15 protein-coding genes are annotated in these 21,663 nt (G+C 42.3%); 11 read left to right on the top strand and 4 right to left on the bottom strand.

Features of this window, described 5'->3' with window-relative positions:
• The first annotated feature begins 278 nt into the window (after positions 1 to 278).
• Together H6F42_RS11070 and H6F42_RS11065 are read left to right on the top strand one after the other, a co-directional pair.
• Positions 279 to 2,696 carry a GAF domain-containing protein gene (locus H6F42_RS11070; protein WP_190399410.1) on the top strand — a complete coding sequence of 806 codons (2,418 nt, stop codon included), beginning with the start codon at positions 279 to 281 and terminating at the stop codon, positions 2,694 to 2,696.
• Between the two features lie 128 nt (positions 2,697 to 2,824).
• Positions 2,825 to 4,498: a YARHG domain-containing protein gene (locus tag H6F42_RS11065; RefSeq protein WP_190399409.1), complete on the top strand. Its 1,674-nt coding sequence runs from the start codon at positions 2,825 to 2,827 to the stop codon at positions 4,496 to 4,498.
• Positions 4,499 to 4,709: 211 nt separating this feature from the next.
• On the opposite strand, the gene H6F42_RS11060 is transcribed toward H6F42_RS11065, so the two are convergent.
• Positions 4,710 to 6,071, bottom strand: a complete 1,362-nt coding sequence (locus tag H6F42_RS11060; protein WP_190399408.1) for a glycosyltransferase family 39 protein — start codon at positions 6,069 to 6,071, stop codon at positions 4,710 to 4,712.
• A 211-nt stretch (positions 6,072 to 6,282) separates the two neighbouring features.
• On the opposite strand from H6F42_RS11060, the gene H6F42_RS11055 reads away from it, so the two are divergent.
• Positions 6,283 to 6,741, top strand: coding sequence for a hypothetical protein (locus H6F42_RS11055; protein ID WP_199288985.1), 459 nt, complete (start codon positions 6,283 to 6,285; stop codon positions 6,739 to 6,741).
• Positions 6,742 to 6,829: 88 nt separating this feature from the next.
• Positions 6,830 to 7,306, top strand: coding sequence for a hypothetical protein (locus tag H6F42_RS11050; RefSeq protein WP_190399406.1), 477 nt, complete (start codon positions 6,830 to 6,832; stop codon positions 7,304 to 7,306).
• 165 nt (positions 7,307 to 7,471) lie between these two features.
• Here the strand turns inward: H6F42_RS11050 and radC are convergent, their stop codons facing one another.
• A complete protein-coding gene (radC, locus tag H6F42_RS11045; RefSeq protein WP_190399405.1) occupies positions 7,472 to 8,206 on the bottom strand; it encodes a DNA repair protein RadC in 735 nt (244 codons plus the stop codon).
• A 104-nt stretch (positions 8,207 to 8,310) separates the two neighbouring features.
• Positions 8,311 to 9,945, bottom strand: a complete 1,635-nt coding sequence (locus H6F42_RS11040) for a hypothetical protein (RefSeq protein ID WP_190399404.1) — start codon at positions 9,943 to 9,945, stop codon at positions 8,311 to 8,313.
• 47 nt (positions 9,946 to 9,992) lie between these two features.
• On the opposite strand from H6F42_RS11040, the gene nblS reads away from it, so the two are divergent.
• From nblS to galT, 4 genes are all read left to right on the top strand, one after another.
• Positions 9,993 to 11,969: a two-component system sensor histidine kinase NblS gene (gene nblS, locus H6F42_RS11035; RefSeq protein ID WP_190399403.1), complete on the top strand. Its 1,977-nt coding sequence runs from the start codon at positions 9,993 to 9,995 to the stop codon at positions 11,967 to 11,969.
• Positions 11,970 to 12,202: 233 nt separating this feature from the next.
• A complete protein-coding gene (locus tag H6F42_RS11030; RefSeq protein WP_190399402.1) occupies positions 12,203 to 13,054 on the top strand; it encodes a Tab2/Atab2 family RNA-binding protein in 852 nt (283 codons plus the stop codon).
• 137 nt (positions 13,055 to 13,191) lie between these two features.
• Positions 13,192 to 15,102 (top strand): diguanylate cyclase, encoded by a 1,911-nt coding sequence (locus tag H6F42_RS11025; protein WP_190399401.1) that lies wholly within the window; start codon positions 13,192 to 13,194, stop codon positions 15,100 to 15,102.
• A 15-nt stretch (positions 15,103 to 15,117) separates the two neighbouring features.
• On the top strand, positions 15,118 to 16,119 hold the full coding sequence (gene galT / locus H6F42_RS11020) for a galactose-1-phosphate uridylyltransferase (protein ID WP_190399400.1): 1,002 nt from the start codon (positions 15,118 to 15,120) through the stop codon (positions 16,117 to 16,119).
• A gap of 150 nt (positions 16,120 to 16,269) precedes the next feature.
• On the opposite strand, the gene H6F42_RS11015 is transcribed toward galT, so the two are convergent.
• Positions 16,270 to 17,325 carry a trypsin-like peptidase domain-containing protein gene (locus H6F42_RS11015; RefSeq protein WP_242018407.1) on the bottom strand — a complete coding sequence of 352 codons (1,056 nt, stop codon included), beginning with the start codon at positions 17,323 to 17,325 and terminating at the stop codon, positions 16,270 to 16,272.
• A 409-nt stretch (positions 17,326 to 17,734) separates the two neighbouring features.
• Here H6F42_RS11015 and H6F42_RS11010 point away from each other — a divergent pair, with 409 nt between their 5' ends.
• The 3 genes from H6F42_RS11010 to H6F42_RS11000 all read left to right on the top strand — a co-directional run bounded on the left by H6F42_RS11010 (position 17,735) and on the right by H6F42_RS11000 (position 21,626).
• Entirely contained in the window at positions 17,735 to 18,826 is a 1,092-nt protein-coding gene (locus tag H6F42_RS11010; RefSeq protein ID WP_190399399.1) for a serine/threonine-protein kinase, read from the top strand.
• A 4-nt stretch (positions 18,827 to 18,830) separates the two neighbouring features.
• Entirely contained in the window at positions 18,831 to 20,519 is a 1,689-nt protein-coding gene (locus H6F42_RS11005; RefSeq protein WP_190399398.1) for a serine/threonine-protein kinase, read from the top strand.
• A 264-nt stretch (positions 20,520 to 20,783) separates the two neighbouring features.
• Complete coding sequence (locus H6F42_RS11000) at positions 20,784 to 21,626, top strand: C39 family peptidase (protein ID WP_190399397.1); 843 nt, start codon at positions 20,784 to 20,786, stop codon at positions 21,624 to 21,626.
• The last annotated feature ends 37 nt before the right edge of the window (positions 21,627 to 21,663 follow it).

Here is a 21,663-nt window from a genome sequence, read left to right as displayed (position 1 = left end):
AAGTTGCGCCCCGCAGAGGTGCAACTTTACGGGTTTTGGTTTGTAATTAATTATGCTTACAGCCTATTGAGGCTTTGAGTAGTACAGAAATATTTTTGAAAGCGGCGCGAAGCGCCGCTTTCAAAAATATTTCTGGGTTTCAAGTAAGCGCAAAGCGCCGTAGCTACTTAACTTACTCCCAAAAGTTACGCTTTGTGTCTCATGCGATCGCAAAAACAAGTCAGCTAAAATCCATTTTTAGATTACTGGAATACAGCCGAGGATAGTTGTTTGCACACATGGATTCTACCCTCTTAGATCAAATCCGCCATCTATGCCGCGATCGCTCCGCCTACGAACACCTAAAAGCAATTTTGGTGCAACAGGAGCGCGTGCATCAACTTAGCTGGGAAGAACGGTATGAAAAGCTCATGTCCGCGCAAGCATCCGATCAGCCGACGGACTTATTTAAAAATATCATTGCCAGAGAAAAATCACTGGCTCAACTTGCCGATGCGATTCAAAGATCGCCATCCTTAGAACTTGTTTTGCAAGTAGCCGTCCAAGTAGCCCAGAAATTGCTGCAAGTGGATCGGGTGGCTATCTTTCGGCGCTATCCCGATGGACGGGGAGAATTTGTCACAGATGCGATCGCGTCAGGGTTGATGTCCCTTGCGGATATGCCAGAGCGACAGCTCACTTTGGCAAAGCACATGATGGAATCCACCGAAATAGAGCCTTCTCACCAAACCGTAGATAGTATTCGCAGTTCTAGCCTTTCTTCGCACATTGTCACGCTACTGGAGCAAATTGGCACTTCTTCCTATGCGGCTAATAAAATCTATGCAGGACATGAGGTATGGGGTACTTTAGTCGCTTTTCATGGTAGCGCTTATCACAATTGGTCAGAAAGCGATCGCGCTTCCCTCTCTTTAGTCGCCTCCCAAATTGGGATCGCCATTTCCTTAACCAATTTACGCCAACAATCTCAAAATCTTACTCAAGATCTAGAAGATTTACAGAATGAGTTGACTTTATTACAACAAGCGGTCAAAGAGATTACTCAACAAGAAGCTGAGCCTGTTGTCGCGGATATAGAACCGTTAAAATCTGAGTTAGAGACTTCATCAGAAGAGATAATTCCTAGTGAGTTAGTTTCATCAAGTTTGATGGAAGATGTTGCAGATTTAGGTGAAGCTGTAGAAGTTGTAGATTTAGGTGAAGCTGTAGAAGTTACAGATTTAGGTGAAGTTGCAGAAGTGGCAGAAGCTGTAGAAGTTATTGAATCAACTGAAAATGAAAGCAATGATGACAGCAATATTGAGCAACCAGTTATTCCAAGTGATTTAATCCATGAAGAAATTGAACAATCAGAAATTCCGAGTGAGAGCTTACTCCATGAAGAGATACAAGAAGATCAAGCCTTAGCTGAAATTCTAGATGAAGATCTAAACGAGAATTTAGAGATAGTAGAAGATCCAAACATTGATAGCTTGAATGTTGAGCAAGCTGAGCAAATTTTTAATGTTGCCCTAGATCCTCTAGAGCAGCATTTAGAGGACAATCCAGAGGAAGTCCTTTATTCTGGATATCTCCCCATATCTAGCAATGGTGTCCCCGCCTTATTTTTGCTACAAAATCCTGTAACCGATTTATCTGAAGATGATGTAGAGCAAGATAGTCCTGAAGAAATTGAGCCTATATCTACAGATACAGTTAGCGCCTCTGTAGAAGAGAACCTTGCGGATGTTATAGAAGAAGTTTCTGGTCACCAAAAGCTAGCATTAGAAGAAATTTCTGAGGCTGAAGATTTATCCGAGCCTATCGAATCCGAGTCAACAGAATCTGTTGACTCGGATTTTCAATTAGCAGAATCTGAGTCAACAGAATTAGAACCTGAAGCGATCGCTAGTCTATCTGGTGAGCCAGAGCAAATTTTAGAGGAACTTATTAATGTTGAGATAGAAGAATCAAATCGAGATGATCTTACTTCAGAGTCTACTGATAATCCTAATTTGACACAGGAGTTGACAGATCAGGCTGAAGCTATAGATCAAGTAGAAAGCGAAGAAATTGCTCAAGACTTAGCTGAACCTTCAAACAATTCGGAAGTCCCAGATTCTATTACGACAAACTTACAAGAGGATCTTCAAGAAGAAAGCGTTAATCAAGAGATCTCGATTGAATCTCCTGCCGAGGTTACCGACTCACAAGAAATGGCAGAAATAGCGCCTGAAGTTTTTGAGCCACCAATTGCTGAAGTTACGCCTGAATCAGAGGAACCAGAGGCGATCGCGCAACCAGCAATAGATAATCTGACCAGCTTAGTAACTGAACCAGATGAGGAACGTGATCCCGCCATTGAACCGCAATTTATTGAAACAATTTTGGCTATATCAGGTAACGATAGCAAAGGAATTAAGTTTCTTCTGGGTGTAATTGATTCCTATTTGGACGATACCCCGAAACTAGTGCAAGCCATTGACAAGGCGATCGCGATTAACGATCAGCCCAAACTATTGCATCTCATCAATTCTTTGCGGACAAGTAGTGACTACGTGGGCGCTTTGGCTTTGTCCTATCAATGTCGCCAGCTTGAATCGGCGGTTAGGGCTAATTATGTTGTATTGATTTATGCTTGTCTATCACAGGTAGCGATCGAAGCTCAAAGGGCTACGGATGCTTTGAGAATTGAAAGAGAAAAATATAGTGAATAGAAATGCAGTGCTTCGCGCTGCATTTACCCCAAATATAAAAAGGGCTGCTTCGCAGCCCTTTTTATATTTGGGGTTTTAAAAGATATTTTCGGAAAGTCTTGCTTAGCTATGCTTTCCGAAAATATACTGTGACTAGTTCAATGCAAAACGTGGCGATCTGCATGATTGGTAAAGTGATTAGTGGGCGATATCAAATCATCAAAAACCTCGGTGGTGGTGGCTTTGGGCAAACCTTTTTAGCTGAAGATTTACAGTTGCCAGACCATCATCAATGCGTGGTCAAACGCCTCCAACCCGAAAGCAATGATGCTTTTATTTGGGAAACCGCTAGTCGGTTATTTGATGCCGAAGCAAGGATTTTACATAAATTAGGTAGTCACGATCGCATTCCTCGTCTCTTGGCACATTTTGAAGAAAATCGTCAGTTTTATCTAGTTCAAGAGCTAATTGATGGCTATGACTTAACCCAAGAACTCATTCCTAATGCTCAATCCGCCGACGGTTATCCCATCGGTAGGATGAACGAGGCTCAAGCGATCGCCTTTTTGCAAGATGTGCTGGAAATTTTAGCTTTTGTGCATCAGCAAGGCGCAATTCATCGGGATCTCAAGCCTGCAAACCTAATGCGGCGGCGTACCGATGGTAAATTGGTCTTGATCGATTTTGGCGCAGTTAAGCAAGTAAGTAATACTACGGCGATCGCCTCTACGGTGGCGATCGGCACGGATGGCTACATGCCAAACGAGCAGGCGATCGGTAAGCCCCGTCCCTGTAGTGATCTCTATGCTGTGGGCGCGATCGCCATTCAAGGCTTAACGGGTGTAGTCCCTAGCCAATTATTAGAAAACATGGAAACGGGAGAACTTGCTTGGCGCAACTCCCCTCCCTATGCGTCGATTAAATATCGCGCCAATGTCAGTGATGAATTAGCCCAGATTATTGAGAAGCTGGTAAGGTATGACTTTCGCGATCGCTACCAATCCGCCGAAGCCGCTTTAGCCGATGTCCAACGTCTCTACGTGCTGATCGCTCCAACTATTGTTTCTAGTAATATCACCCAAGCGCAAGAAGCAATTCCCCAGACTTTTGTGTCCAATTTCCCAGCGATAACTACGGCTTACGATGACCATATTGCCACCAGACCAAATCGCAATATCTGGTTTGCGGCGATCGCCGTTTTGGTTATGGCAGGGCTGGGCGCGTTTCTATACTTGCGTCCATCGGCGGTAATTAATAACGATGTCAATGTTAGTAAGCCCTCTAACAATGCATCCAATAATGTATCTACTCCCAAGTATCTTTTTTTATCGCAAAGACTAGTCAATGATAGTGATCTCGCTAATAAAGGTAGCCTTGAGCTAGATATTATGCGTAATGAGATCTTTGCGAGATATGGTCGGCGCTTTCAAGATCCTGAATTGCAATCCTACTTTAATAGCCAGCCTTGGTATCAACCCAGATATGCGCCAAATCAGTTTCCTACGGATTTACTAACGCCCATAGAATTGCAGAATATTACCTCTCTCCGTGATTTTCACGCAAAAACTGCCACTAAGTCCAGTGCGTCCAGCGCTTCACCCAATCTCCAAAATAGCCAATGTGACTACTCTCAGCGCATCATTTCTGACCCACAGCCACCGCTAAATGTGCGATCGGGCGCAGGACAGGACTTTGCGATCGTTGGCACGCTGGACAATGGCACGCAAGTAAAGGTGGAAGGCGAGAAAAAAGGCTGGTTACAAATCTCGACCCCGATCACTGGTTGGGTTGCCGCCAATCGCACCAAATCTCTTTGCCTCTAGTCAAGATCAAACCTTAGAAATTTTCTAAAAGACTTGCCTTGCAAGTCTTTTAGAAAATTTCTAAGGTTTTAAGAAAGCGCGAAGCGCTGTAATCCACTTGAAGGTAGCTATGCAAATCAAAACCCAGAAGACGAGTTGCGGCACTTCGCGCCGCAACTCGTCTTCTGGGTTTTGATTTGTTCTAATGCAAGTATCTAGCAATAAAATCTATTTAAAACACTCGTGATAAAGAAAATTGGATAGAGTAAAAGCAAAGAAGAATAGCCAAGATAAAGTCTAGATATTTCTCTAAATACTTATATTCATTGACCAAGAGAGCCAACATTATAAACAATGTAAACATTCCCGTGATATAGCGAGGAGCGCTCAAAGCCCAAGTCGGCGAGTAAGAGATGATAATGTAAAAGAAAGAAAAAGCTGTGTAAGACAATCTGATTTTATTGACTGTATAAATAAGAAGACCAAAACCCATAAAGAATAGAAATATGTGCGGTATCCATACATTTACAGCCATAACTTTATTCATTGTAAAAATACTAATGAAACTATTTTTTAAATTCTCCGTAAAAAAGCCAAGATTTTGTCCCCAATGCTCTTTTTGATAAGTTAAGAACATTAACCAGTTTCCAGACACCAATTTATTTATTAATAAGTATGTAAATGTACCGCATGGAATTAGAAGCAAACTAACTATAGTTCGTAAAGACATTAAATTACGTCTTTTTCTATGATTTGATTTTGATTTTATTTGATATTTTAAATCTCGATATTCATACAGTATTTCAATAAGAAGCGGTATTACTAGAAGTATTCCTTGAGATCTTGTGAGTGCAGCAAAAAAGCCCATTATTCCTGCTGATAGCCATCTCTTCTTTCTGGCGAAATAGAATGTCATAATACATAGATATATAAATAGGCTTTCTGTATAAACTATGCTAAAGAAAAAAGAGAGAGGAAAAAGCAACATATATTTTGCTGTATTAAACGCTATCTCTTTTTTCTGGAATTCTATTAAGACAAGCTTATAAATATAATACAAACTAAGAACTAAAAAAATATTTGATACAATTATTCCTGACAAAAAATAATCATTAATTATTTTATTAAAGATGCTTATTGTAACTGGATATAATGGATAAAAGACAATTAAAAATCTTTCATCTCCTTGACCTTGATACCAATTTTGAGCAATTGCCAGATAATTTACTGTATCCCACTTTCCCCATATTTCTCTTAAAATATTAAGTCCTGAAGTTTTGTTTTCGTTTTCTAAAATATAAAATACATAATTTGATATAAAAATCGAGGCTCTGTTAATCAATAAAAAAGGCAGAAAATCAATTAAAATTGAAATATTTTGGTAGAACTTAAAGTTAGTAATTGGTGAATTTAAATAATTTAGGCGTTTGACTATTTCTTTATCTCTCTGTTCTTTATTGATTTGATTAATATCTTTTTTGATTGATTTATCATCTAAGAAAAAAGTATATATCAGCCTATAAATCAATAAGATAAAGCATGTTATGGTAATAAGAAATGCTAGAAATGGAATGAAAACGGCAAAATTCTGCATGTGATTGCATAAAGTATAAAAAACATAATTCTAAATAATTTAAGAGAATACATTCCTTCGAGGCATATTTTCAAAATTTATTTAATCTTATACATGAAATAGAATTGATATATTTCAGCATTAAACTTGAAATATATCATGTCATAATTGCCATTTTGCTTTTTAGGTACTGACAGTTATAATTCTCTTACATTAATTTTTGATTGATTCTGTGACAGAAACTTCTGATTGGAGCGACTTAGAAACTCAACTCCAAGAAACTAAAAAACTATTAGCAGAAATCGAACAACGGTTTCTGCAAGTTCGGCGCGACTCTGTAGAACAGCAAGATTTGCTTAAACAGCAAGAGATTATCAAACAGCAATTGCAAGAAGATCCTATCGATCGCCTGAATGCGAATAATAACTTCAATAATAAAAGCAATAGTCAAAATTCCCAAAGCAAAATTCGCCGCAAGCCTTCTCCCACCGATCAAACCTCGACAGATTACCTTAAAGACGAACTTAATCTAAAGTTACAAGAAATTAGCGATCGCCTCGAACAAATTGAAGCTGATCTGGAAAGTCGGCTACTTTCATGGAGCAGTTTTCGGGAGCCTTTTTGGCAAATTGTGCGGTTTGGTGGGCTTGGTATAATTATTGGTGTAATTTTACGCAGTTGCGTTAATTAAAAAGTGCAAAACTTTGAACCTTTTGGTTTGGGCTATTGTCCAAACCCTCGTACAGATAATTAAGCCTTCCACAAAAAGGGGAAAACCAATGTTTCTTAATATCAAGCAAGACATTAAAAAAGTATTCGCGATCGCTTGTGTAAGTATGGCTGTAGGGGCAGCTACACTTCCCAGCCTCGTCTCGGCACAGAATTCTACCTCAAACAGCAATTCCACTCAAACCGAAAAGCGCAAACCTCGTCAAGGTGATGCTTTCAAGAAATTAAATTTGACCGATGCTCAAAAGGCGGAGTTGAAGAGAATTCGCGAGAGTGCCAAAACAGAGCGTCGCAATGTACTTACTCCCGAACAACGGGCAAAAATTGAGCAAGCTCTCCAATCTGGCGATCGTAAGGGAGTTCGTAAAGAGTTGAATTTGACCGATGCTCAAAAACAGCAAATGCGTACTATTGGTCAAGAAACCAAGAAGAAGGTTGAAGGTGTTTTGACTCCTGAGCAAAAGCAACAACTTGAGAAAATGCGTCAAGAACGCCAATCTCAGCGCAACAATCGTCGCGCTCGCTAATATCAAATGAAGAAATGGCGTAGCCATTTCTTCATTTGATATTAGCGTTGCGGCGCTTCGCGCCGCAACGCTAATTTTTCACTGGGAAGGAAGTAACTTATTTTGAAAATACGACTAAACCCCAAAAGCTGCGGCGCGAAGCGCCGCAGCTTTTGGGGTTTTAGATTATTCAGCTTGAGGAATTTCTTTCCATAGTGTAGAAACTTCGCGAATACTTGAAAAGGTTCCATTACCTAAGATCAAGTGATCTAAAAGAGGAATATTTAACATTCTGGCGGCTTCTAATAATTGGCGGGTGAGCGAAATATCCTCAGGGCTAGGATTCGTATTACCCGATGGATGATTGTGCGCCACAATTAGCCTCACTGCACCACTTTTTAAAACTTCCCGAAAAATATCACGGGGATGGGCGATCGTCTCAGTCGCCGTGCCGATGGAAATAATGCGTTGCGCGATAATGCGATTTTTATTATCGAGCATCACTACGGCTAAACGTTCCTGCTGTTGCCACATCAAATCTTGACTAAGCGCCGCCGCCGCAATACTCGGATCAGTTACCTCCGTTAAATCTGGGGGCTTGGCATAAAGGGCGCGTTTCCCCAACTCGATCGCCGCCAAAATCGTAGTCGCTTTGGCGGGTCCCACCCCCTCAATTTGCATTAACTCCTGTGGTGATACATTTTGCAAAGCGGCTACGGGATCACTGGTACGATCCTTGCCAATCGTCTGCAAAATTAACTGCCCCAATCCCACTGCCGATAGCTTACCTGCCCCCTGCCCCGTCCCCAATAAAATAGCAATTAACTCGGCATTAGATAAGCTGCGAACTCCTTGACTGAGTAGCCTTTCGCGGGGGCGATCGCTCTCCGCCATATCCGCGATCCGCAGAGAATAAGTCATTAAAATATTACCTAAAAATACAAAAGTTTTTATATTTTAGGATATAGCTATCCCTAGTTAAGCTAGAAAGCCCAAGGTAAAAATATGGCGCAAGCGCCACATTTTTACAAACTCCAGAAATAGGCGCACAAATATTCGCTGAGGGTGGGAATTGCAATCCCTGTTCTCTGAGCATCTATATTAAAAATTTGGGGTTGCAAAATCGTCTTGCATTGAGCAATATACTTTGGCTTTTCGGGAGCTTTTGTTTTTAACTGCTTCAATAGCGTCACGGTATTGGGATTAATATTTGCGGCGACTGTCTCCGATCGCTGCTGGATTTCTACCCATTTGCTAATTTGGACTAACTCATTGCGATAGGACTTGAGAAGAGTTTGGGCGTTAGGGTATAAAAGCGAATCTGGAGGGATTTCTCCTAAAAGCTTTAAAGCCTGTTGACGCTTTTCTTGAGCAGATTTCCACACTGTAGAGCGATGGGGAGGACTTTGGACTAACTTGGCGGCTTCAAGGGTGGTCATTTTAGCCGATTCCAATTTTTTATTAGCAACCTGCTCAAGCTCAACTTTGCGGTCAAAATCCGCTAATTTTGGACGTAAGTTTCCTAACTCAGATTGCGCTTCACCATATAAAGATGCGGGGCGATCGGGGATTTCATCTAATTGGGAAATTGCCGACTGTAATTGATTGCGGGTTTCGGTTAGCTCTGCTAAGTTGGTCACTTTTTGGGGATTGAGGGGTTGATTTTCCAAACGACGGGCTGATTCTAGATATTTTTGCTGAGAAGATCGATCTACTAATACCCATCCGCAAATGCCAAAGACAGCGATCGCCACCATTACAAATGCTCCTGATATTAACCAAGACTTTTGCTGACGCTCGGCTACCGTTTCCACTTGAGGTGTTGGCTCAGGTTCGGTCGTTGGTTTATTGACGATCCGCTTAGTGGGGGGCAAAGGTGGTGGTAAAGGCATCGGCATCGCTACCGTGGTTTCGTCTAGGTTAAAGTCTTCATCTCGCCAGCTATTGCCATTACTGCGCCCATTACCATTGCCATTAATATTGCCATTGCCATTTTTATTATTAGGCGATTGCCTTGCGGAGACTGGATGCTCAAGATCGAAGCTATCGGTATCTAGCTCCCCTAAATCAAAATCGCTGCTTTGCTTAAAGCTATCTAATTGAAATTCACTTAAATCTAATTCCCCTAGATCAAAATCCTCAACTTTGGGGCGATCGCGCTCTTCACTAGTTCTTTGGAGATCTTTCTCCAGACTCTGCTCAAAAGTGTCAAAAGTATCAAATCGAGCAGGCATAGGGGGATCAAAACTACCAATTTTGATATCTCCGTCCTCAATTTCAGACGGAATGCTTAAGCTGCCTAATTCGCCAATATCCCCAAAATCATCTAATTCTTCGAGATCAAACTCGATTAACGGCAGTGGCGGCTTTATCTCTACAGTCTTTTGCCATTCAGGATGTTTTGCTTTAGCCAGTCTGCCATAGACGACTAAAGTATCTACCCCATCGATTACAAAACTATCAATACGGCGTTTCACAATATCATAGAGAGAATCATAATCTGGCTGATCACCCTCTGCTCTCGTAATCAGAACGTGAAGTTGAGATTCTTTACGGCGGATTTGGGGTTTTACCTTATAGTTTTGAAGGTCTGACTGTAGCGCACTGACAATGCTATCCTCATCCATCTTGAGATCCTCACCCTTGCGTTTCGATCGCACATATTAAACGAAAAGCCATACAAATAAACCACAATGCCTACAAAAAGATGAACTTTTTGCTTCAAATTTACACAGCACCTCGACGTTGGTGGACAGAGTTTTCATTGCAAACCAAGCTAATGGCTCTGATTACGCTGTTAGTATCTTTGCTCATGAGTGCCGTCACATTTTGGGCAGTTAACGATATTCAAACCGATGCTCGTCTCAATGATACGCGCTTTGGCAAAGATTTGGGATTACTGCTTGCAGCTAATGTTGCCCCATTAGTCGCCAAAAACGATCTGCAAGAGGTAACTCGCCTATCTCAAGAATTTTACGACAGTAGTTCCAGTATTCGCTACATCCTCTATGCCGATCCTGATGGCGAAATTTTTTATGGGATTCCTTTTACCTCCAATGAGGTACAAAATTCGTTAAGTATCAGGCGACGCATTCAGCTACCTGAAGACCCCATGATGCGCCCCGATCGCCCGCTTGTGCGTCAGCATATTACGCCACAGGGTGAGGTGACTGATATTTTTGTGAATTTGCAGCATGATGGCAAATCTTTGGGGATTATTGCGATCGGGATCAACCCCAATCCCACGGCGGTTGCCTCTTCCAGCTTGACCCTAGATGTGACTACGGCAGTATTTGTGTCGATCTGGGCGATGGTAATTTTGGGCGCAGCCTCCAATGCCGTGACGATTACGAGACCACTCAAGGAATTAGTGGCAGGGGTGCAAAATATTGCTAGTGGCAACTTTAAGCAACGCATTGATCTACCCTTTGGTGGCGAGTTAGGGGAATTAATTCGCAGTTTTAATGAAATGGCTCAACGCCTCAAAAAGTATGAGGAGCAGAATATTGAGGAGTTAACGGCTGAAAAGGCAAAACTAGAAACCCTAGTTTCGACCATTGCCGATGGGGCTTTGTTATTGGATTCGGATATGCGGATTGTGCTTGCCAATCCTGCGGCGATCAAGATTATGGGCTGGGATCAAGATTTGGAGAAAAATGGCTGGCAAGGTAAAAGTATTCTGAATGTTTTGCCAGAACGCCTCAGCGAAGAATTGGGGCGATCGCTAATGCAAATTGCTACAGGCGATCGCGAGGGCGGCGAATTTCGGATCATGGCTTCGGGCGAAAAGGGGGACTCGGTATTAGCCCATGCTTTTAGAATTTGGATTACCAGTGTATTAAGTTCTAGCAATGCGATTAAGGGTATCGCCATCACGATCCAAGACATCACCCGTGAGGTAGAACTAAATGCGGCTCAAAGCCGATTTATTAGCAATGTCAGCCATGAATTACGCACACCTTTGTTTAATATCAAGTCCTTCATTGAGACTTTGCATGAGTATGGCGATGATTTGAGTGATGATCAGAAAAAAGAATTTTTGAGTACGGCAAATAATGAAACCGATCGCCTTACCCGTTTAGTTAATGATGTGCTAGACCTCTCGCGTTTAGAGTCAGGTCGTCAGTACCATTTCTCGGCGATCGACCTCTCGGAAACCGTAGAACAAACCGTCCGCACCTATAAGCTCAATGCTTCATCGAAGGGAATTGAGATTGTAAGTCAAATTGAACCAGACTTAGAAAGAATTTGGGGTAATTACGACTTAATTTTGCAGGTTTTATCAAACTTAGTGGGCAATGCGCTCAAATTTACAGAGATGGGAGGTAAGGTGATCATCCGCATTTATCCTTGGCAAGATCAAACCACCACCCAGCCCCATCGCACCGTTAATTATGTGCGGATTGAGGTGGAAGATACGGGCTGTGGCATTCCTGCCGAAGATTGCGATCGCGTATTTGACCGCTTCTTCCGCGTTGAGGATAAAGTCCACACCCTCGAAGGCACTGGCTTAGGTTTATCGATCGTCCGCAATATTATCGAGAAGCATCACAGTACCATTCATATCAAGAGCGAGGTCGGGGTGGGGACAACTTTCTGGTTTGACCTGAGCGTCTATCAAGATCGTTGTGATCTACCAGTTGTAGGCGCGATCGCTGCCCCCGTCCAAGCAATGTCAGTTTAGTTTTGATCTCTTTGCCTTAGGAGCTTAGCCAGTACAAACCAAAACCCCAAAAGCGAGTTGCGGCGCTTCGCGCCGCAACTCACTTTTTGGGTTTTATGTCCTAAGCAAAACTTACATTGCTATATCAAAGGAAGAAATGGCGTAGCCATTTCTTCCTTTGAAAACCTTTAGAGGTAGCGATCGCGATACCATGAAAAAAGTCAAAATAATCAAGCCAAACCAAAAAGCAATTTATGTCGAAAATTTGGGAGTTAGATTTTTATTCCCGTCCCTTACTAGATGCCAATAATAAAAAAGTTTGGGAACTGCTGATCTGCGATCGCGATCGCCAGTTTGAATGGGTACGTGAATGTCCACCCAACGAAGTTAACTCCGAATGGCTTGCCAAACAACTAACTGAATGTGTCGCGACTACGGGAGAAACCCCGATCAAGATTCGTTTCTTTCGCCCTAGCATGACCAACATTATTATTCGGGGCTGTACCCTTGCGGGGATCACAGGACAAGCCTCGCGGCGCGTATTTACGATGTCCTCATGGCTTGCCGAAAGAATGGCAAGTATTTATCCTAATCGCGAAGGTTTTCAGGCTGTCGATCCCAACCCTCTGCCCTTAAAAGTATTAGCCGCCCAAGATCCCAAACCTGTCCCCGATGCCTTATCGGGCGAGAGTTGGATTTTGGTGTCACTCAAGGCAAAAGACTTTGCGGACGCGAATGAATGGTCGATGGACTTTAGCGAACTACTGGATATCAGTAGCCTCGATCCTGAAACCCTTGTTTCGGGGATTATTATTATCTCGGCGAGAGCCACCGCGCTGGCGGCTTGGATGTCGGGAGTTGATCCTGTATTTATTAAGTTTGAGCGCTTATTAAGCGATCGCACCCAAATGTTGCTTGAGGCAAGTGCCGATGCGCGTTGGATTTTAGCGAACTTGCAAGCGCCCAAGGATAAACAGGCGATCGCGCAAGGTAACACCTTTGAATCTGCCAAACAGAAGGCTCAAGGCTTCCACTTTTTAGCCGTACAAACTAACCCCGACGAAGAACATTTTGCAGGTTTTTGGATATTAAAAGAGGCTATATAACAATCCTAAATGGCTTGTGGAAGCGCACACTTCCGCAAGCCTCATCCTTGGGGGGAAGGGAGTAAAAGTCTATAAATGATTTAGAAATGCTATATAACGATAAAATAAAAAAAATCCGATAATTTAAGGCAGAGTAGATGTTAGGCAATTGGATATTACAGAAAGGAGCTTTTAGATTTCTTATTCTCAATCTGTTAGTAGCAATTGCCTATGCCTATGGAGTGCAATTCAGCCATGAGTTTGCCACCTTGCGTGGCACTGTAGCATCGGTTTGGTTTCCATCGGGAATGACCTTAGCCCTCGTTTTTCTATTGGGAAAGCGCGTATTTTTAGGAATTATTTGTGGTTCCATCTGGGCAATTTCTCGAAGTCTATTTGAAACCACCACTTCATTATCTATTCCGAACTATGTATTGCTGAATGTAGCTTGTGCCTTAGGAAATACCCTCCAGCCCCTAATTGCCACATGGTTAATTAAAAAATTTGCTCCCCACCCCAATATTTTTAGTCATGTCCAAACGATTGTGGTATATATTATCGCCGCCATTGTTTCGCCCACAGTATCCGCTACATTTGGCATTACCAGTCTTGGTTTGTCAGGGCTAATTTCATGGAATAGTTATGGCATTAGCTGGACGACATGGTGGCTCGCCAGTGCCTTGGCGCACTTGATATTTACACCCACTCTCTTATTATGGAAAAACTTTAAACCGTTCCATCGTCAATCCAATATATTAGAAATTAGCTTAATATCCATCTTATTTGCGATCGTGAGCTTCGCAAGTTTTGGATTTAGATATCGTCTGGAATATTTATTTCTGCCTATTTTAATCTGGATCGTTTTCCGTTATGGTAGTTTTTTCGCCAGCTTATTTGTGAGCTTAGTTTCTCTGATTGCGATTTATGCTTCAGGGCAAGGTTATGGCTTTTATAATAGCGTCTCTCCCAACGAATCATTACTATTATTGCAATCTTTTATGGGGGTGTTTTCGTTAACTTCACTCATTCTCTCGGCTGTCATTGATGAGAGATCCACAGCCAGATTATCTCTCAGTCAAGCTATGGAAAATCTTGAAGCTCAAGTAATGGAGAGAACTCTGGAACTTCGACAAAGTGAAGCCCAGATCAATGGTTTTTTCTCGGCTGCACCGATTGGCATGGGCATCATTGATAGTGATCTTCGCTATATTCGCGTAAATCAAGTCTTAGCTAAGTTCAATAACAAGCCCATAAAAGCGCATATCGGACAAACTATTCACGATATTTTGCCTGATATCAGCCCCTTAATCAAAGTTTTTTTTCAGCAAGTCTTATCTACAGGCAAGCCTGTTTTAAACAAAGAGAATACTAGTAATGCTTATAGCCCTAATGGAATTGAGCAGACTTGGCTTGCCTCGTTTTTCCCAATTTTTGATATTCATGGAATTCCATTTCTAGTAGGATTTGTAGTGATTGATATTACCGATCGCAAAAAAGCCGAAGCCGATTTGCAATATGCTGAGTCGATTCTACGCAAGGCAAATTTAGAACTAGAAAAGCTCGTAAATATTGATGGATTGACTCAAGTTGCAAATCGGCGTTGCTTTGATGAAAGAATAGAATTGGAATGGGATCGATTACATAGGGAGCAGCGACCTTTATCTTTACTACTGTTTGATATTGATTATTTCAAACGTTATAACGATTACTACGGACATCAAGCGGGGGATGATTGTCTGACGCAGATTGCTCAAAATATCAAAAAAACTTTATGCCGACCTGCGGATTTAATTGCTCGCTATGGTGGAGAAGAGTTTGCGGTGATCTTGCCAAATACAGATTTACAAGGAGCCATCACTGTTGCTGAACAAATTCGGATGGCTGTTAAAAAACTCAGTATTCCTCACCAAAATTCTGATATCAGCGATATAGTTACGATTAGTCTCGGAGTTGCTAGTCTGTTTCCCAGCATCCTCGAAGCCCCATCATTGCTGATAAAGCAAGCGGATGTGGCGCTATATCGTGCTAAGCAACAGGGACGAGATAGTTTTTTCGTTTTCTCTCCCTGAGCTTTGTCAATTGCCATGTCACATTTGCGCCAAAACCTAATCACTAAAGACTGGGTGGTCTTTGCTACTGAGAGAGCGAAGCGTCCCCATGAATTTGCCCGATCGCAGGAAGATACTCCTCTCAAGTTACCGATTTACAAACATAATTGTCCTTTTTGTATGGGTAATGAAAACCCTTCAGAACCAGAGAGTTTGCGAATTACCGATGAAAGGGGCTGGCGCGTTAGAATTATTCCCAATAAATATCCTGCTCTATCACCGACGGGCGAACGCCTTCGCCAGAGCGAAGGGATTCATCGTTCCATTAATGGAGTTGGCTATCATGAAGTTATCATTGAGCATCCTGAGCATAATGCGAACTTAGCCATGATGGAAGTTTCTGATGCGATTAACGTCCTGCGATCCTATCGCGATCGCTATAACGTCATTAGCAAAGATTCGCGAATTGCTAGCATCATCATTTTTAAAAATCATGGAGAGAGTGCGGGCACTTCCCTAGAGCATCCTCACTCCCAAATAGCCGCCACCCCCGTTGTACCTTCCCAAATTCGCTATCGCATGATCGAAGCGACGAGCTTTTTTGATGATATGGGCGAATGTTTATTCTGTTATACCCTCAATGACGAGCTAAAAGCGAAGGAAAGAATTGTTTTAGAGACAGATCATTTCGTAGCTTTTATCCCCTACGCGGCTCTGTCTCCTTTTCATATATGGGTTTTTCCCCGTCGGCATAGTTCTAACTTTGGGGAAATCAATGACGATGAAGTAAATGACCTTGCCTATAATCTTAAGACAGTGCTTTCCAAGTTGTTTTATGGGCTGAATAATCCTGCCTATAACTACACAATTCGCTCAATGCCAACGGATGAGAAAAAATCAGATTATTTCCATTGGTATTTGGCGATCGTGCCTCGTGTGTCGCAGGCGGCAGGTTTTGAGTTGGGTAGTGGCATGTATATTAATACAGCCATGCCTGAAGATAGTGCTAAATTTTTGCGCGACTTAGAAATAGAATAAGGCGACGCAATGCGTCGCCTTATTCCAGAAAGTAATGATCACTTTCAAAAACCCAAGAAGCGAGTTGCGGCGCTTCGCGCCGCAACTCGCTTCTTGGGTTTTTGAATGGCAACAGCTATAAAACCCAAAATGGCTACGCCATTTTGGGTTTTAGAACTTAATTTGATAATTAGTGACACTGTTACTTCTCGCGATAGTTAATAGGGCGATCGCGGGACGTTGGGATAGATAGCTCGTGATTTGCTGAGGATCACGGATAGGCGCACCATTTAGCCCGATGAGGCGATCGCCTTTTTGCAGCCCCATACGGCTTGCGATGGAATTAGGCTGAACTTCATAAACCATCAGATTTCTAGGATTTAGAACTAGACCCAATTGTGGACGAGCCGCATTAATATCCGAATTGGCAACGGGAACTACTGGAGATGGAGCCACGGTCGTAGAAACTACTGGCGCAATGGTCGAAGTGCGGGAGGAATTGGGAAGACTGGCGATCGGGCTTTGGATGATGGCAGCACTGCGGGTGATGAAAGCCTTAGCAATAGGAGCGCTAGTAGCAAAGCCAATTCCTGAATTAGAGCGACCATCGGGGCTGAGAATTGCTTTATTAACGCCAATCATTTCACCACGGGAGTTAAGCAAAGGACCTCCTGAGTTGCCGGGATTGAGACGGGCATCGGTTTGGAGATCACCACCTTGGGCGACACGGCTCAGAATTCCTGTGGTGAGGGTTCCCGACAAACCAAAGGGACTGCCGATCGCAAATACCTTTTGTCCAACCAGAATATTATTTTGGTCAGCCAAGGGCAGGGTGGGAAAGCGATCGCTAGCCAGAATTCGCACCAGTGCTAAATCATTTTTGCGATCAATGGTGAGAACCTGCGCGTTATAAGTTTTACCTTGAGTATTAATGATACGAACATTGCCATTTTTTGCATCGCGAATTACATGCTCGTTTGTAATTACCAAGCCTTCAGGGGTGATGATGCTGCCTGAGCCTGTACTAGTTGCGGTTTTAATCGTGACGACCGCAGGATTTGCCGAGCGATAGACTTCCATCGTCACTTTTTCTTCGGAATCAAAATCTATGGGTGCGGCGGCGACTGGGCTAATTTTGCTAAAGCTGGGAATGCTAACTAAGACGGCGGAGAGGATACTTAAGGCGATCGCTTTTGATTTTGCTTGGGATGTCATTGGGTGGGTCATGGACTTAACTCGGCATACATAATTCCTGATAGCAGTTTTGACGCGAGGGGCGATCGGGCTGTTCCAGTAAGCATCTAGGCTATTTGTCGTAACTTCTAGCAGTTATAGCAAAGCAAGAATTAGCCAGCACAAACAAAAACCCAAAAAGCGAGTGGCGGCGCTTCGAGCCGCCACTCGCTTTTTGGGTTTTATGTCCTCAGCAAAACTTAAATTGCTATAGCACTTTGCCTGTGGCAAAGTGCCAACTGTTATAAGTTACGAGGATTGATTTTTTGTTTTCCTATGAGTACATATTCAAGGAAAATCCGCTATAATTCTCCCGAAGATGGTAGGGCAAAGCTCTGCAATCCTTTGGGAGTATAGAGTAAAATGTTTTTGCTGACAGTTAGGCTCACTTAAGGCTCTATCTATGCGAGTTTGTATCAACCCAGACTGCAATGGCGATCGCCAAAATCCAGACACAGCAGAGTTTTGCTTACAGTGTAAGTGTGAATTGATAATTGATGGTACTTATACTGTAAAAAAACTGTTAAGTGATAAAAGTGGTTTTGGAACGATTTATGAAGTAGAAGATCTTCACCAACAACCGAAAGTCCTCAAAATACTTAGCCACGAATTTAACAATCAGCCTAAAATAGTTTCCCTTTTCCAACAGGAAGCATTTTTGTTAGGAAAAATTGATTCTGCGGGTTTGCCTAAAATTGCAGCCTATATTCATCATAATTTGCCCAATAAAAAGATGCTTCATGGCATTGTCATGGAGAAAATCGAAGGAATTAATCTCTATGAATGGATACGGAGTCATAACCCACTCACCGAAAAGATGGCGATCGCTTGGATGCGTCAAATCACTAAAATATTAAAAGTAGTGCATCAAAATGGCTATTTTCATCGTGATATTAAACCTTCCAACATCATGATCAGACCCTCAGGACAGCTAGTACTGATCGACTTCGGCACAGCCCGCGAAGCTAGCTATACCTACCTTGCTAAAGTTGGGAGTGTGGGCGGCATCACTCAAATTACCTCCGCAGGATACACCTCTCCTGAGCAAGAGCGAGGTTTTGCCGTCCCCCAATCAGACTTTTATGCATTAGGGATGACTTTTTTACATTTAGTTACGGGCAAGTATCCCCTTGATATGCATGACTCCCATACTAATACCTATACTTGGCGAGATTTTGCGCCAAAGATATCTGAGGATTTTGCGAAATTCCTAGAGCAACTGATAGCCCCTAGACCTGTTGATCGTCCATCGGACTGTGAGATGATTTTACATACATTGGATGAGATTGATCGCTTGCAAAAAGAGCGTCAAACGAAGCGTCAGCAGGAAGCACAGCAAAAAATAAATCAACAGGAACAACAACTAAATTTTAATAAGGTATGGTTAGGAATAGCATTTATCTTAGTGGGCTTAACGACCTATGCGATCGCTATTTTCTATCGCATTTTACCTTCTCCTATTCCCTTAGCCACTCCTACAGTTCAAACCAAATAATCCTATGAGTCCTTTACCCATAGCCCATGGCGAAATTCTTCAGAAACGCTTTCGGATTGTTCAAATTCTTGGACAGGGAGGATTTGGGCGAACTTATTTAGCTTTGGACGAACAAAGATTTAATGAACAATGCGCCATCAAAGAATACATTCCCATTAAAGGAGATGAGTACACCCTCTCTAAATCTAAGGAACTATTTCAAAGAGAAGCGGCTACTCTCTATCAAATCCAGCATCCTCAAATTCCAAGTTTTCGAGCGATTTTTGAGGAAAATGCAAGGTTGTTTTTCGTGCAGGATTTTATCCAAGGCAAACCCTATAGTCATCTACTACAGGATCGGCTAAAGCAAGGTGAAACTTTTTCGGAAGAGGAAGCGTTACATTTTCTAGATCGCCTTCTACCTGTACTCTCCTATATTCATAGCCAAAATTTAATCCATCGTGATATCTCGCCAGACAACTTGATCCTCAGAGATAGCGATCGCTTGCCTGTACTCATTGATTTTGGCGTGGTTAAGCTAGCGGAGTTAGAAAAATCCCTTGCACCACAGGGAACAGCCGTAGGTAAATCTGGATATTCTCCTATTGAGCAGTTAAAAACGGGTAAAACCTATCCCAGTAGCGATTTGTATGCTCTTGCAGTGACAGTCATCGTTTTATTGACGGGCAAGCATCCTGAATATTTGTTTGATGAGATGACTTGCTCGTGGCAATGGGCAAAGTACTTGCCCACTCTTAATCCCCAGTTCACGAGTATTCTCAAAAAAATGCTCAGCGATCGCCCCCAATATCGCTATCAATCTGCCGATGAAGTCTTAGCCGCTTTAGCTCCATTACTTCAACAAATCCGTCAATTCCCATCAACCGATCTCATAACTGCCCTACCCCTTAATTCATCAAATTTGCGATCGTCAGTTATCACCGTGGCTCCTACGCAACCAGACCGTTCTGGCTATAAAACACAAAGGCGTAGTCCAGCGTCTACCGTGATGCAATCCCATAATTCCATAGCATCAAAGTCCTCTTCCCCTAAGAATTTAGGACTATGGATTGCTGCTATATCCCTAGGAATAATCACTAGTGCTTTATCTATTCTGTTCTTTATTAATGCAAATTCCAAGTCAAATCAAAAGAACAGCATCGCAGTTTCTAGTAACACAAGAGATTCAATTAACGAAACTTCGACTCAAAATGTGAATGCGATTTCCCCCTCACCCTCCCCAAGTAATACCGTAACATCGCAACCTAGTAAGGCGATCGCGCCGATAAGTGGAACTTCTTCTCAAAATGTAAATGTACCTACCCAAGCAACTCCCAAAAGTAATATCGCAACATCGCAGCCAACTATTATAAACACACCGCCTAGCGAAACGCTTCCCCAGAATTCTCCAGTTAATAACTCTAGTTACATCGTTTCTGATCAGATCTTTCCTAATCAGCCTAAGCAATATAATATAGAAGGTGCTTCAGGGAGGGGGATTTTTATTAAGCTTCTGTCAGGTAAACTGAGCAAAATTTCGATTCTGCATCCTGATGGAAGTGTTCCACCGGGAGATCCGAATCTATTAATGGGAAGTGGTCGATATTTTTTCCCCGATGCAGGAACCTATACAATTACTGTGCTATCCAATGAAGCAAGTAACTTTTCCTTTGAAGTATGGATGATTAAGGGAAAAGCGCCCAATAGACCCTGAGGTAATGGTGATTGCTAACTTGAAGCTTAGAGCCAATGCAAGCGCTGATATTTGTAAGTAAGTTAATGTAAGTTTTTTGCGGAAAAACTTTTGTGAATTGAAAGCCAAACCCCATAATACCAAAGCACAAAATGGCATAGCCATTTTGTGCTTTGGTATTACAATTCACCATCGCTATATATAAAAATTGAGAAAATTTATATGCTTGATGATGCCTTTATGCGATGATTTATAGCATTATCGAACTTATTCCGAGGTTATCCTATGCCAAAAGCGATCGCCGAAGCAGATACATTTCTCAAGAAAAAGCTGCTTGGGTCTACGGATTTAGCCGATTCCGAAAAAATTTTTATTAAGAAAGGGCAGACTTTTTTTGTCACTGAATATGGTCCTGATCGCAATCAACATTTGTCAATGACCTTAGCTTCCCCCCTTCCTGCCAAAGATGGGAAGACCATGTTGCAAAAGGTCTATGCTTACGATCCCCATGTCAAAATTGAGGGAGAAGACCTCAATCGTCTCATCAAGTTACCAGTTAAATACTGCTGCCAACTAGATAACGATGAAGCGGTTTTTGGTCCCGGATGGCGACAATGTAACACCACTAGCAATACGATGTTGGCTGACTTTCTGCTCGGTGGTGAATTAACCCGCCAAGCACAAGCACAGGGATTTCCTGAGCCTGAATCAGTTTATATGCGAATTGTGGGTAAGTATGGTGATACCACCGATCACGATGCTCAAACATGGGCTTTAAAGGAAATAGGGATTGATTCTTATTTCAGCTATTCTCTTTCTGCTAATGATTTACTGTTATCCCTAAAGGCAAATATTCCTGTAGTTGTAGGCTTTGCTTACAAGGGGAGTGGACATATTTGTATTATCGTTGGTCACGACCCTGACAAGAAAGTATGGCTAGTCCATGATCCCTATGGAACCCGTCATGGTGCGGATGATAGCTATGATGTTGGTGTGGGTGGGCAGTATGATCCCTATGACTATAGCGTGATGCAACAAATTTTCTGGGACAGTGGTGGTGAAGCGGGCTGGGGCAGAATTGTCACTAGTGTTAAAGGTAAGCCTACGGGTTTGCCCTCTGGTTTATAAAATAGAAAGTCCGCAGTATTGTTTATTAATTTAAAAA

This window comes from Pseudanabaena sp. FACHB-1998 (assembly GCF_014696355.1).
Taxonomy (GTDB): Bacteria; Cyanobacteriota; Cyanobacteriia; order Pseudanabaenales; family Pseudanabaenaceae; genus Pseudanabaena.
Note: the sequence above shows the minus strand (reverse complement) of the source record. Positions and strands in the feature narration are given on the sequence as shown.

Excerpts from the sequence above, each read along its gene's own strand:
- H6F42_RS11070 (WP_190399410.1), top strand. The coding sequence starts at position 279 with ATGGATTCTACCCTCTTAGATCAAATCCGCCATCTATGCCGCGATCGC.
- H6F42_RS11060 (WP_190399408.1), bottom strand. The coding sequence starts at position 6,071 with ATGCAGAATTTTGCCGTTTTCATTCCATTTCTAGCATTTCTTATTACC.
- H6F42_RS11050 (WP_190399406.1), top strand. The coding sequence starts at position 6,830 with ATGTTTCTTAATATCAAGCAAGACATTAAAAAAGTATTCGCGATCGCT.
- radC (WP_190399405.1), bottom strand. The coding sequence starts at position 8,206 with ATGACTTATTCTCTGCGGATCGCGGATATGGCGGAGAGCGATCGCCCC.
- nblS (WP_190399403.1), top strand. The coding sequence starts at position 9,993 with ATGAACTTTTTGCTTCAAATTTACACAGCACCTCGACGTTGGTGGACA.
- H6F42_RS11030 (WP_190399402.1), top strand. The coding sequence starts at position 12,203 with ATGTCGAAAATTTGGGAGTTAGATTTTTATTCCCGTCCCTTACTAGAT.
- H6F42_RS11025 (WP_190399401.1), top strand. The coding sequence starts at position 13,192 with ATGTTAGGCAATTGGATATTACAGAAAGGAGCTTTTAGATTTCTTATT.
- galT (WP_190399400.1), top strand. The coding sequence starts at position 15,118 with ATGTCACATTTGCGCCAAAACCTAATCACTAAAGACTGGGTGGTCTTT.
- H6F42_RS11015 (WP_242018407.1), bottom strand. The coding sequence starts at position 17,325 with ATGACCCACCCAATGACATCCCAAGCAAAATCAAAAGCGATCGCCTTA.
- H6F42_RS11010 (WP_190399399.1), top strand. The coding sequence starts at position 17,735 with ATGCGAGTTTGTATCAACCCAGACTGCAATGGCGATCGCCAAAATCCA.
- H6F42_RS11005 (WP_190399398.1), top strand. The coding sequence starts at position 18,831 with ATGAGTCCTTTACCCATAGCCCATGGCGAAATTCTTCAGAAACGCTTT.
- H6F42_RS11000 (WP_190399397.1), top strand. The coding sequence starts at position 20,784 with ATGCCAAAAGCGATCGCCGAAGCAGATACATTTCTCAAGAAAAAGCTG.